At 44.1% G+C, this 13,614-nt stretch carries 10 protein-coding genes and 1 pseudogene; 1 reads left to right on the top strand and 10 read right to left on the bottom strand.

Annotated features, from left to right (window positions below; genetic code table 11):
- Positions 1-15 precede the first annotated feature (15 nt).
- From FE810_RS13410 to FE810_RS13420, 3 genes are read right to left on the bottom strand one after another with little or no spacing between them, the layout of a single operon-like run.
- Positions 16-1,236 (bottom strand): phosphoenolpyruvate carboxylase, encoded by a 1,221-nt coding sequence (locus FE810_RS13410; RefSeq protein ID WP_138320579.1) that lies wholly within the window; start codon positions 1,234-1,236, stop codon positions 16-18.
- On the bottom strand, positions 1,233-1,868 hold the full coding sequence (locus tag FE810_RS13415; protein ID WP_138320580.1) for a hypothetical protein: 636 nt from the start codon (positions 1,866-1,868) through the stop codon (positions 1,233-1,235). The genes FE810_RS13410 and FE810_RS13415 overlap by 4 nt, the downstream gene beginning before the upstream one ends.
- On the bottom strand, positions 1,865-5,587 hold the full coding sequence (locus tag FE810_RS13420) for an ATP-binding protein (protein ID WP_138320581.1): 3,723 nt from the start codon (positions 5,585-5,587) through the stop codon (positions 1,865-1,867). The genes FE810_RS13415 and FE810_RS13420 overlap by 4 nt, the downstream gene beginning before the upstream one ends.
- A gap of 944 nt (positions 5,588-6,531) precedes the next feature.
- Between FE810_RS13420 and FE810_RS17320 the strand changes: the two are divergent.
- Positions 6,532-6,750, top strand: a pseudogene (locus FE810_RS17320) (DUF7661 family protein).
- Positions 6,751-6,931: 181 nt separating this feature from the next.
- Here FE810_RS17320 and FE810_RS13430 read toward each other — a convergent pair.
- From FE810_RS13430 to FE810_RS13460, 7 genes are all read right to left on the bottom strand, one after another.
- Positions 6,932-7,912 (bottom strand): DUF4382 domain-containing protein, encoded by a 981-nt coding sequence (locus FE810_RS13430; RefSeq protein WP_138320582.1) that lies wholly within the window; start codon positions 7,910-7,912, stop codon positions 6,932-6,934.
- A gap of 227 nt (positions 7,913-8,139) precedes the next feature.
- Positions 8,140-8,763 carry a 3'-5' exonuclease gene (locus FE810_RS13435; protein WP_138320583.1) on the bottom strand — a complete coding sequence of 208 codons (624 nt, stop codon included), beginning with the start codon at positions 8,761-8,763 and terminating at the stop codon, positions 8,140-8,142.
- A gap of 42 nt (positions 8,764-8,805) precedes the next feature.
- The gene (locus FE810_RS13440; RefSeq protein ID WP_138320584.1) at positions 8,806-10,278 is read right to left on the bottom strand and encodes a sensor histidine kinase; all 1,473 of its coding nucleotides are present in this window, start codon (positions 10,276-10,278) and stop codon (positions 8,806-8,808) included.
- Between the two features lie 85 nt (positions 10,279-10,363).
- The gene (locus tag FE810_RS13445) at positions 10,364-11,119 is read right to left on the bottom strand and encodes a response regulator transcription factor (RefSeq protein ID WP_138320585.1); all 756 of its coding nucleotides are present in this window, start codon (positions 11,117-11,119) and stop codon (positions 10,364-10,366) included.
- Between the two features lie 79 nt (positions 11,120-11,198).
- The gene (locus tag FE810_RS13450) at positions 11,199-11,918 is read right to left on the bottom strand and encodes a spondin domain-containing protein (RefSeq protein WP_138320586.1); all 720 of its coding nucleotides are present in this window, start codon (positions 11,916-11,918) and stop codon (positions 11,199-11,201) included.
- A gap of 8 nt (positions 11,919-11,926) precedes the next feature.
- Positions 11,927-12,625: a spondin domain-containing protein gene (locus FE810_RS13455; RefSeq protein ID WP_370738937.1), complete on the bottom strand. Its 699-nt coding sequence runs from the start codon at positions 12,623-12,625 to the stop codon at positions 11,927-11,929.
- 154 nt (positions 12,626-12,779) lie between these two features.
- Positions 12,780-13,583 carry a cytochrome d ubiquinol oxidase subunit II gene (locus tag FE810_RS13460; protein WP_138320587.1) on the bottom strand — a complete coding sequence of 268 codons (804 nt, stop codon included), beginning with the start codon at positions 13,581-13,583 and terminating at the stop codon, positions 12,780-12,782.
- Positions 13,584-13,614: the final 31 nt, after the last annotated feature.

Here is a 13,614-nt window from a genome sequence, read left to right on the forward strand (position 1 = left end):
TGGATTTGCGACAATCTATCGTAAGCCTAACCGTACATCTTCAATAACGAAGTTATTGTTAAACATCGGGTGCTGGTGGCCTAAGGTGTCCATTTCAAAGAATTCCTGTTCTTCAAAACCAAGGCCTTGATAACCATTAATGACCGCATAAATCCATTCTTCGGCATCAAAGTTTAATGATTGATCCGACATAAACTGCATTGCCGATACCTTTGAGGCGTTATCAATGACTTCACAGAAATACTGCTCAACGGCCTGATGTAATTCATCATCCACCAAGCTAATCTCTTCAATGTCGCCAATGGCTACATCCTGCCCCTGACGCTTATCATCACTGGCGTCCAATTTGCGATTGATGCGTTTTAACCCAGCAACCAATGCCGACAAGTCGGTTTCATGCTCTATGTTATTCACGGAAATTGCTGCCGGTTTAATGATTGCGGCGGCGCGATTAAATAGAGGGTTTACAGCATTTTGCATGCCAGGATCTTTAGGCTGATACTGGGGCTTTTGCCGACAATGACGAATAAAGCCCTTAAGCAATTGCGAGCTTTGCAGGTATTGTCGAAACTGCCCGAGTAATTCAATCAATCGCGCCTGCGCCGAGCTTAACTCTTTTGAGGTTTCTGAATGGCAGTTTTGTAAATGAACCACCATCAATCGACGTAATGGCCTTGAGGTTCCCGCTAATTTGGTAAGTTCATCGAATTGCAAAAGCTGCAACTGCTCACGCATTTGGGTTACCTGCTTTTGTGCTAGCTCATTCTCACGAATTTTGGCATTAATGGATGACACATAACCAAACTCATTATGAATACGACGCCATAGGTTTCGCACCCCAGATTTTAAGCTGTCACTTAAGCCATAAACCTGCTCAGTCAAATCTTCCAGATACACTTCCGCCTGCGCATAGCCTTGATCATTCATCGCTTCGTGATAATGGCTGACCACGGTTTTAATGGTTTGCAGTCGTGCCTGAATATTGGTTTCCAGCTGGCGCGAGCTTTCATCCCGTAAGCTATGCTCCAACAGACTGCGAATATGACTTCTGAGTCGTAGTTCTTCACCAGGTTCTGGGCGCCAGAGGATACCCAGCTTTTGCAGGGATTTAAGCACCTGCTCATTATGGGACTCTTCGCTGATCCGGCCATTTACAAACGCATGCATTACCACATCGGAGTGATTCGCCAGCGCGTTTAATAGCTTTTGTCCGGATTCGAGGATCGGCTGACTCACAGCAATTCTCCCTGCTCCGTTTCAACCTTGCTTTGCTCAGCTAGCGCGAGCTTTTCGTTTTCATCGATAAAGCGGATCACATCAAACAGATAATCGACTTTACCGGTAGCGATAAAGATTTGCTTATCTTTGTTTGGTTTTAATAAATAGCCCAGATCCAATAACCGCTTAAAAATTTGCTTTAATTGACCGTCACTGCTGATACTGGTGGAGTTGAACAGACTATAGCGGGCAATTTTCTGTAATTGTTCACTAAACGCCGGCGTGTCTTCTATAACCAATTGCAACTCTTGTAAGCGAATGACTTTGCCAGCCGTCAACAAGGCTTTGTCACCCTGAGCCTCCTGAACCAGCACCAACCATTCGACCAATGGCAATAGTGCGCCACCAATGTCTTTAAATTGCTCTGATAAGTGCTTACGTTCATTGTCGCCAAGGGTTTGATAACCGCAATAAAACACCTGACCATCGTTAGCGCTGACCAAGGTTCGATTCATCTGGTTTAGCTGCGCTTCAATTTTGTCTGCAGCCTCCGCCTGTTGCAAAAATCCGAATGCGACTTCATCGCTTACGGTACAGATAAACTCGCCTTGCAGGAGTTTTTCCATGACTTGTCCGTGCATACTGATCATGATAATTCCTCCGCTGCGGTGCTTTCACTCAAAGATTGTTGTTGCTCACGCTTTTGCTGTAAGCGGGCTTTAACCGCATTGACTTTTGGTTGCACCACCTGCAGTTGTTGCTTTTGCTTATCAATTAAATAGCGGTTAACAAACAATTGCAGGATATCCGATTCCGGATTTGGAAATGCTCCGAGAACACGAATATGACTGTCTTCACAGGCATCAAATATTTTCTTCACATTGTGATGTGCCAAGGTGCCGATTTCATCAATCGGCCAGTGCACTATTGCCTTAGAATGACCACGTAATAAACGGGTAAAGGCGAGCAGGAACTTACATAAGATCAAATACGCCATACCGTGACTGGAGGATTCATTTAGCTGACGGTCGGTGCGGATCAACAGCTTCGAATGCCCTTCCGTCAGGTGTAATTCAATATCCAGCAACTGACTGATACCACCTTGCATTGACGCACGGCCCAATACATCCAACACTTCGCGTATGGTGGCAATATAGTCATCATTCGGCAGCTTTTGTGCCTCGTTATCCAACCACTGTTTATGGAGCTTGCTAAAATGCTTAAGCTTGGGCCAGAAATCAAATTCACTTATCTTCGAGCGGATTTGCACCGAAGATTCTGATACGCCATCCAGACTAAGCTCTTGACCAACCTCTTTGGAAATCCGCTTTGACTGCAGTTCGATACGCGAATCAATATCCGCCAGGATATGGTAATACTGAGTCAGGTCATTACCGAAAATAAGTCCGTTGTTGCGTAGGCCATCCAGGCGCTGCGGTACCAACGTATTTAACAGTTGATCCAAATGGCTAACCATTTGTCGGGCATCGACGCTTTCCACGCCCTGAGCATTTTTAACCATGCAATCGCGGCGGGCAATTTCCCAGATCTCGGTTAACCCCGTGCCACTTTTCTGGCCAATGGCATTGTCAAAATACTGAATATACTGTTCCAGACTTTCTGCCAATTGCCGTTGTTTATCCAGCAACTGTTGAGCTTCGCTGATACGGGATGTTACCGTCCCTTGTTCTGTCTTTGGTTCTACGTCAGCTAATAGCAGAGCGTTAAGTTTGTGCTTTAACGATTGGATAGACGCGCTCGCCTCTTTGTTAGTGCTTAGCTGCCCTTCCAGAGTCTGAATTTCACGTCGCAATGCCTGTTTTTGTTTAACGTATTCAGTGTCCTGCTGATTTAACTGGCGTTCATATTCTGCCTTGTTGGTTTTCGCCTTACTCGACTGCTCAAGGTATTGGCTTTTCTGCTTGGTAAAGACCAGCTGGTACCAGCGTTGATATTGTGCCACGGCATCGCGATGCCTATTAGTAGCTTCAATATCTGACTTCAGGGTTGCCATCGATTGTTTAAGTTTGGCAATTTTATCGACGTCTACATCTCTGTTTGCCAGTTCATCCTCGTACCAGCGTTTGCAGTCTTTTTTATCTTTGCGATGCGCTACCTGCAATTGTTCAGAACGCTCTGTTAAGGAATCACGCTGTGCTTCAATATCACCAATGATCTGCTGCCAGTGCATTTCATGTTCCATTTTTTCATCGTGACAGTTTTGTTGATATTCTTCTTTCGCATCAGCAAAACTTAACTGCAACTTTTCTAGACTTTTTTGTTGTTGAGTAAGCTCACATTCAACACCTTGCTTGCGTTCAGCCTGCATTTGTCGATGTTGCTCTTTCAGAAGTTGTCGCTCTTCCTGAGCCCGTTTACGGCCATCCGCTTTAAACTGACATTGGCTGGTCAGTGTGGTGATCGTTTGTTCTGCTTCCTTTACTTGTTCGGTCAGTGCTGCCAACTGCTCTTCCGCGTTTTCTTGCTGGGTTTGGGCATCACTTAATGCCACTTCGGCACTGGCTAATTGTGTTTTCAGTTGTTCTTGCGAACGCACGATTTCGGGCGGGTCTATGGCGTCATAATCAATGACGATGCCATTAAAAATAGCTTTTTGAGTGTCTTGCAAATTTTCCGGCAACTCGGCCTTAGCGGGCGCTAAATCAGAACGAGACAGTAATTCGGGATTAATTACCCGTCCTAGTGTTTGCTCCCAATCGGGAATTTCTTTGCGTAAAAAAGACAATAACGTGTTGTCTCCCGGGTACAACCAGGCTTGAACCTGTTCTAGGTGCTGGCGACGTTGTTTCACGATTTGTCTGGCATTGTTCAGGCTTTCATTGGCGCCGATCTGCTGATATTTCAATTGCTGCAGGTTTTGCTGCTGGTGATTGAGCTCATGACGGGCGTGGTCTTCGCTCAATTGTGCCTCTTCAATGGCACTATCGAGCAGGGCGAGTGCCTGTTGCTCTTCAAAACTCGGTGCCGCCATTGATACCTGTGTTTGTAACGTTCCTACGGCCAGTTTACTGTCGTTAATTTGTTCCTGATACTGCGCCTGGGTTTGTTGCCAATGGAGTTGCTGCTTGGATAGTAACCCTTGCAGTGCCTGTTGTTCATCAAGCTGCTTTACTCGCAGCTGTTCAGCAAGCTGCTGCTCTTCTGTGTTCAGGGATTTGAATTCCCGGCTTTGCTTGCTTTCCAGTGCAGCAAGACGCTTATGATAAGCCGCTTCAATATCCTGATGCTCTTCCGTTAGCAAGCTATGTTGTTCAGTAACCGATTGATAGTCCGATTGCCATTGCGGCAGTAATTTTAAATTTGCCTGATGGCGTTCAATATCCTGATCCTGCCAGTCATTAAATTCTGACTCTATTTGATCTAAGTGCTGTTCTGCATTGCTAAGCTCTGCTTTAGCCACCGAGATATTCTGGTTAAAGGCATCGCGTTTCTGCTCCCAGTTTCGGGCCTGTTCAGATTGCGCCTGCTTTGCCTCGGCTAACGCATTATCATCATCATTCAATTGTTTTGATAACAGGCTTAAATCACGGGATAATTGTTGTTTTAACTGCGCTAAACGCTGTTCCGTCTGAACGATATCCAGTTCACAGGATTGCAGTTTTTTATATTGCGGCATCAGGTGCTCAAACTCTTGAATCAAAGCACATTCTTTGATCCATTCTTCCACCTGAATTTTCGATATCTTCGATGCTGGCGGTTGTACTCCATCCTCTTCCAAAATGGCGGCAATCATTGCCTTGATGGTCTCCATCTTGCCTTCTTTGGAATGGACAGCGCGAATAAGTTTCTCAATATGACGCAAATTAGCGTCGGCTTCACACAAACTAAAGTATCGGGCGGCGGTCAGTAGCTCTTTTTTGCCATTGCTGGTCGCCATCACTGTGCGATCGTTTTGGATCACACTGCGATATTCCTTGTTATTCAGTGCCTTTGATGTGATGACATTATCTTTGCGCATATTGCGTACAATTTCAGAGATAGGTATTGCTCGATTGCCGGCAATGTCCTGAGCTATGAAATCCGCAATATCAAAGCCTTTATCGATAAATCGAAACACCACCGCATGGTTAGATGCGGTTAGCACCGCCATACAGGTTTTACCGCTAAGGCGCTGATACTCATAAATAATAAAGCTAGACTCACGGGGCAAATACCAGGTTTGGAAATTATCTCGTGTCGCGGGTACGACCTTAGATGGCGCTTCACCATAAAACACCGGTAGCAGACGTTGCAAGGTGGTTTTACCGGAAGCGTTGGTTCCACAGATATTGGTGTGGCCATCGACTTTAAGTTCGACCATACCAGGTAAATGGGTATCGATCAGAATGATACGTTGTAATCCAGACATGCGAATGTAAGGTCCCTGTTATTAGCTGTCAGTTTTGAGGGAAAACTGCAGTGAAATTATTCCAAAACCGACAGTTTTGATATTAGCGCTAACAGCTAGTGTATCGGTTCATGGGGGCTGATTCAATGCAATTTATCACGCGTTTTGGCAAGCGCATATCGATTGATTAATGCTTAAGCATGCAGGTTTACAAGCGGTTCACAACTTCCCCTAAAGGCTAGCGTTTCATCCTTAATTCAAGCAAGGATTCTCGCATTTTTTGTTCGCCGATTATATTGGTTAGCTCAGACGTTTTGCCATTTAATCAATTCAATTGGCCGTTATCGAAAACAGAGTTTTTTCGCAACACGATTGGTCATTATTGCCCAATTCTTCAATTGTTCAATTTACCAATATTTAAAATAAATCGTCAAAGCGGTAACGATAAGAATCACACTAAGTTGCAACATCAGCTTTTTATTCAATGTGATACTCCTTCTTTCTAATCAATTCAATATGTTGGTGCTCAGCATATGCAGCCCGTTACGGAATTTCTCATGTCATGCTCATAGATTTTTTTTGCGAGTACTTATCTCACGAATATATTAACTATTCCGATGAGCATCCATATTAAACGCAAAGAACACACATATAATAACGTTAACAGCGATATCCTGTTTTGAAAATAATGGAAAATGACGTCTCAGTACATTTATCGAACAAAAATTACATATTGTTAACGGTAAGGCAACGCCAGTTTGATTATTATTACAGCGTTAACTTTTCATAGTTCCTTCCTTAAAGTTTCCGGCGCCTATACGGCGCCTTTTTTATTACATGGGGTCAGAGTCAATTCTCACAAACTCAAACCTAAAGAAATCAAAACCTTACCCCCAAAAAGTCATTGACTGTGTCCCCTTATTATCGATACTCCCCCCTTATCTACAACAACCATTGAAACTTGCATGATCAAATTTGATGTCTTTGGCACCTTAATGTCTGTGCACAGAAAAAACCAAGAATGGCAGTTATTTATTGAGTACGAAACCAGTATCCGCCGACGGATTTAGGATGCGGTGATCCCACAACAGCAGCTTGATGAAGAGCAATTGGCCAGATACCTGGATGATATATACCATGAGATGGCGTCAGAGACTTATCCGGAAGTAGTCCGAATTGATTAAGTCTTAGTCAGATTTTGCGTGGTCCAAAACGGGGACAGAGTCATTAAGTTAATGCATCTAACCGATAGAATTTATTAGCATTTTATTTTCCGTAATTGACTCTGCCCCCATGAAATTTTGGTAATGAAAAAAGGCCGTGAGGGTTACCTCGCGGCCTTTAGTAGGTATCTGGTATTTGAAATTAGTTGCCGGGAAAATCCGCTAACGTTGTTTCATCAACCACAATTGATACGTTTTGCTGTTCGACAAAGATTAGCTCGTCGTCCATCTCTGGGTCGTCTTCAGTTTCACAACTTAACGCTAAGGTGTAGTCACCGGCTAGCAAGAAACCAATTTCGTATTCATACATGTTGGTATTTTCATTGTAGAACACGCCAGCACTGGCAAGTGGTTGAGTCTCATCTGCAACATCGTTTGCGGTGTTATCGCCTAAATCGGTTTGATCTGCGCCGTTATAGAGATAAACACTCGCCGCCGGCAAAGATGTGTCTTCAGGCGGTAATTGCGTACAATCGTAAGCAAGTTCAGAAACCGTGCCCAATAAATGACCAATTTCACTATTATCCACCAAGCGTACGCCGCGTGGTTTAACGAAATAGTTATCCTGACCAGCCGGGTCCGTCATGCCTTTACGAAGATCAAATTCCAGGGTAAAGCTCACATTACCGCCTTGGGCTACCGTAAAACCATCCAGTTTCAATTCATTTGAAGGTACGACAACCGGAATTTCTTGCTCTGGTGAAATTTCATTGCCCGCGTCATCGTACTGAGCGTCTTTAATGGCAAATGAACCCTCGCTCAATACAAAGCGCATTTGATTGTATTTACCGGCTTCAATTTCGATATTATTAATCAAAGTAAGCGCGTCATCACCAGTGTAATCGAGTAAATTGATACCAACACTATTCACCGCATCTGGACAAACACTATTGGCGTTAATCATTTCCGGGTGTTCACCGACGATAAATTCGGTTTTGCCACCTTCGCCGTTTAGCTCTACGCGGTTAAAGCACAAAGTAACATTGCTCACACCATTTACCGGTGCATCACTGATAGCAAGTGAAAATGTTGAAGATTCATCAGAGTCGTTGCTGCAACCTGAAAGCGATAAAGAAGCGGATAAAGCCAGCGCGAGTGCGATTTTGGTTTTTGCAAAAAACATAGTATTGCCTTTATTATTTTGTTTGCTTTCGACTTGAATAAAAATAGTCGAACAATGATGGAAGACGCCTGCAAATACCGATTATAGTGTACTTCACAGGACTAAGTTTTAGGGGGCAAGGTAAGATCAAATATAAACCATTCTTGTGCAAACAGTCAAAAGCCACTTTGTGACTTTTTGTACACTGTGGTTTAAATGAGCAATTCGATAAAAACCACCAGACAACACTAATTAATATGCTGTTTAGCCTTAACCAGCCAATCGCGTTTTGAGGCTTTGCTGATGCATTGCATTAGATCAAAGTCGATATCGTCGACGGCAAGGTTAGCTCTGACTTCACCCAATAGTGATACCCAGAGTTTGGCGGTCATTTGCGCATCGAATAAGGCCCGGTGAAAATCACCGGATTCATTGAGGTTTTTATAGGAAACTAGTGTACCAAGCCGGTGATTCGGGGCATCGCTGAACACGCGTCTGGAGGTTAATAAACTACAGGCAAACTGGCCGGCATAATTACGATTAATTAAGGAAAGCTCGGAATCGAGAAATTTTTTATCAAACGAAGCATTGTGAGCAAGCAGGTTATCATCTCCAAGAAACTGCCAAAATGCTTCCATAACTTCAGCATTGGGTGCGGCGCTTTGCAGCATTCGATTTGTGATCCCGGTATATTGTTCGATAAAGCTGTTGACGCGACGCCCGGGGTTCATCAATGCCTGAAATGTGTCGACTGGCTTACCTTTTCTCAGACGCACAGCACCAATTTCAATGGCGCGATCACCATTGTCGGGCGACAGCCCCGTTGTTTCAAAATCGAGTACCACAAGGTCATCGGCAAATTGCGTTTCCATCACACTTCTTTTTGTACAAATTTACGATTATCAGGAGTCTACCTAATTTCGCCGCAAATTAAAAAAGAAACGGGTTCCTTGCCCTAATTCACTTGTGACATTGATGTCGTTGTTAAGGATTTCCAACAACCGTTTGCAAATCGTGAGACCCAGACCATTGTGTTTTTTACAATCTTCAGAAGCATTACTTGCTCGGTACCTGGCATCGAATATGTACGACAGCTCTTCCTTGCGTATGCCCGTACCATTATCTCTTATCGCCACTTGTAAGGTATACTCATCCACTTCAATAATGCTCAGTTCAATCTCACCATTGGCCGGCGTATGGCGCAAAGCGTTGTCGAGCAAATTGGTGATCACCCGCTCTATTTTTCCGATATCACTATGCACCATAAAGTGCCCAAACTCAGGCCGCACATTGATGAGAATATTTTTGTTACTCGCGCTTAATTTAAATTTGTCGGAAACATCATATAACAGTTCGGTCAGATTGAAATGTTCAAGATTGACTGAAACCTGACCGGCCTCCAAATGCGCTAATTCAAAAAGCTGTTCAATAAGACAATTGAGTTGCTTGGCATTGGTAAGTGCGATTTGTAAAAACTCCTGCTTTTGTGCTTCGCTCAACGCGTGGTTTAAACTCAAGGTTTCCAAGTACCCTTGCATATTCGCCAACGGAGTTCGCAAATCATGGGATATATGAGTCAGTAATTCACGACGATTTTTTTCATTGTGATTAAGCTGGTCAAATTGTCGATTAATTTTTGCAACCATCTGATTGAATAGGTTACCTAACTGGTTCACTTCGTTGTGATCATGTTGTGGCCAGGGGTAAAGTTGCATCTGGTTCTGTTCGAACCCTGAACTTCTAAACCGTTTCATTTCATCTGCCAAGCGGCGAATTGGGTGGGTAAAAAAACGAAACAAGCCGAGCATCAAAACGAGTAACATAATCAGAGCAATGCCTGAAAATGCCAGATAAACTTGCATTTCTTTACTGGTATTGGTGCGATCTAAAATGGTTTCATATCGTTCTCCGGCGACAATAACATACAAGTAACCCTGCAATGTGACCCCATTAAAAACTGGTGCTGCAGAAAAGATTTTTTTGCGATTAGTATGTCTTGGATCATCACCGAAAATCGGCAGCGCAGCCTGATTTTGCGTCAATAGATTAATCGGCCTGATATCAATGCTTTGTCGATGAATTCTTGACTCGTCTGCAGAATGGGCAAGAATAGCTCCATCAGGAGCAACAAAATAAAATTCAAAAGCAGGCCCTAGCACCATTAAGGTGTGAAACAGGTTTTGCAACGCTTTAAAGTCATATTCGCCCTGTTGTAGTAGAGGGTTATCGCGAGCTAAATTAGCGGCGAGTGACAAATGTAATCTTTGTTGTGCCTCAAAACGCAACTGTGTTTTGAGCGTATCACTCCACAGGTAAAATCCAAGCGCAATCACCGCAAACAGTGCGAGTAGACTTATCGACAATCGTTGATACAAAGACAGTTTCATGTAAGCGCTTGAATCCGTTTACACGCGCATGCTGCGCACAGGTTTAAAAGGGTTAAAGCGCTCGATTGTCTAAATACCAGCACGATTAATGCACGCCATGCTCGTTAAATTTGTACCCCACGCCCCAAACGGTTTGCACGATTTTAGGGTCAGATACGTCCGATTCAAGCTTATTACGCAATCGATTGATGTGTGAATTTACGGTGTGCTCATAGCCACTGTGATGATATCCCCATACCGAACTTAGTAAATCGGAACGCGAAAACACCTGTCCGGGATGCATAGCGAGGAAACAAAGCAAGTCATATTCCGTGGATGTCAGGTGCAATGTCTGACCATGGATTCGAATTTGATGGCTGGTTTGGTTGATTTCCAATTGACCAATAACAATCCGCTTATGTTCTGGTTGACTGCAGTTGGTCGCTTGTTCTGAAAATTGAAGGGCAAGCGTTTGCGCTTGATGAACGGCTTTAATTAAATTTACCCGCCTTAAAAGACTTCTGACTCGTGCTTGTAACTCTCTGACACTAAATGGCTTGGTCATATAATCATCGGCACCCAGTTCTAACCCGACTACCCTGTCGGTTTCTGAGCTACGAGACGTCAGCATTAATATCGCTTGCTCTGGATCCGTATCTCTCACCTTACGACAAATATCCAGCCCGGAAACGCGACCGAGCATGACATCCAAAATGATAAGATCAAACGACTGAGATTGTGCTTTTTCCAGTCCTGATTCACCATCAAATGCTAGCTCCACATCGAAATTTAGTTCCTTTAATTGCACTTCAATTAGATGTGCAATGTCATGGTCGTCTTCTACCACTAATATCGTTGTCATCTGGCTTCCCCTATGCACCGGAGTTGCCTGAAAAACCCAGATGGACTGGTATTCACCAGACCATCTGAATTAGTGACAATCACTCGATGCGAGTAACAGTTACTCGAATAGTGGGGTTATCAAAGCGATGTGCCTGAGTCAGCACTGATTGTGCCAATCCATCATCCATGGTTACTACACCTGGATGCGCGGCAATAAAGTCGACATCATCGCGGTCGGCGTTATAGCCTTCCCCACCGGCTGCTGGGCCCGGAATTGTTTCTGCAAGTTCGCTATTTTTTTCCGTCCCTGCATCATAAGAACCCATCACCATGGAAATACTTTCGTTTAATGCCATCTGACTGATATTTAGTCCATTAATCCCAGTGAATGCATCATTCGTATTGACCAGCATTGTTGCGCCACTTAGGTAAGTTGGCATGGCATCGGCAAGGCTGATTTCAATGGTTTCACTGCTTCCTGGCATAATGATGTCCTCGCCAGATACGCCGGCTAAGGCTACACCCAAACCGAGAACCTGACTGTTATCGCCACTTTCAGCGAGATTCTCCATCGCATCATTTGCGCTTTCGCCAATGTTCCACAGCATTCCTTCGTTATGCAATACCACGGCAAACGGCGAAAGAGGCTGAGCATTGGTTAAATTGGCCACAGTTACCTGATACCGATAAAGCATCGGCTCAGGCTCTGGCATTAGCCCTTCATCGTCATCATCACAGGCACTGACAAAGAGTAATAAGCTTGCGGCAACTAAGATTTTCACTGCACTTTTTTTACTGGGGTTTCGATAAATAGTCATAAAACCTCCTAATTAACCACAATCGTGATGCGAGCGACCGGATTTAACCAACGATGAACCGTATTATCCAAATCACTTTTACCACCGGACAAATCATCATCTCCAAGATTACCGCGATGGATATGCACTAAGACATTATCCTCCGTCGATGTGACGCCAGTCGCACCTATTCCTGCGTTCATGCCTGGCGCGGCTGGAATACCCGGTTCACCCGGTGCTCCAGCACCATTGACAATTTCATCATTGGCTTCAGTTCCCGCATCATAGGCATTGAGAGTGAAGCTGTAGGTGCCTGGCTCGGTGGGAATTTTCCAGCTGTTCAAACCGACGAATCCATCATTGGTTGGCAGTAACATAGAAGCCAGTGATAAATAGTCGTTTCCGTCGGCACTGGAGAGTGATGTTTCAATCCGGGCACCCGGGGCGAGCAAACCATCTGCTGGGTTTTCAACAAGATCGGCACTGACGCTGGTGAGCAAGGTTCCCATACCAGAAATATCACCACCTTCGGCAATTGCCTGCAATTCAGGAGATGCCGATTCGCCAACGACAAACATGCTGGCATCAGCAGAGTGGGCAGCGATTACCAGAGGTGTAAAATACATCCCCTGAGTTAAGTTAGTGACTGTGATCTGTAAATCCTGGGCCCAGACATTACCGCTTACTGCAAAAGATGCCGCGGCCGCGATTAATTTCATTTTCATCATTATTTTCCTCATCAGGTCGGGGAGCCCCCGTTAAATTATTCAAACCAAGTATGGTGAAAAAAAAGACCGAATCCTTCACAGTTCAATAACAAAATCATCACAATTTCGATGTGAAAATGTTATGAAATTAATTCTTAAAAACTCCGGTATATAGCTAATTGCCCGACAATTTTTCCTTGCCTGATTGCCATCCACAAATACACGCGACAACCCCAATCCCCCCCCCAAACGCAAATGAAATCCAGGATGGAAATGTTGCGAACTCAAGCATCATGTTGGTCCAAGAATCAGATTTCCCGAATGTAATGAACCCCGCATAGCTAAGGCTAATTACAGCTCCCGATAGTAACCAGGGCCTGCCGTATTTTCGATTCCGCAGGTATAGCCACGCAGCTATTAACAACGTAACAGCGATGGACAACATTAATGAATAGTTAAACCGATATAGCGTTTCGACACTCGTTATGGCAAACCCAGGTATGAAGGCGACGAATACTCTTGCAATAATGGGTCCTAATAGACCAAGCATTGTGGCAAACATATATCCGCTGTGAAGTTCGACTGTGCGCCGGTGTTTGAGTGCCTGATATACTAAAAAAGGAGTCAAAAATGTAAGCGCGACATCAACGACTAGAAGAGCCGTGCCAACTTCTTGATAAAAAGCACTGCCCTCTGCGGTTTTCACCGCCCCCTGGTGGGTAACCATTGCAAATGCACCAGTCATAAACGGCGCGACAAGAAATACCAATAATCCTAGTTTTTTATGAAAGGAAAAATTTTTATTTGCTGCCAACCAGCTTTGTGTAATCAGTAAAAATAACCACATTGAACTCGATACACTGTGTAAGTGATGCGCTAGCGGTGCCTTGTCGATCACTAAAAAATAATTGGGTGCAAAGGCGATAAGAATCAGAGGAATTAACCCAAGTAAATAATAATGTGCTTTTGTATAGGGCATAACTTTACTCCAAAAAATTAACGTTTTTGAT

Source organism: Thalassotalea litorea, assembly GCF_005843925.1.
Classification (GTDB): domain Bacteria; phylum Pseudomonadota; class Gammaproteobacteria; order Enterobacterales; family Alteromonadaceae; genus Thalassotalea_A; species Thalassotalea_A litorea_A.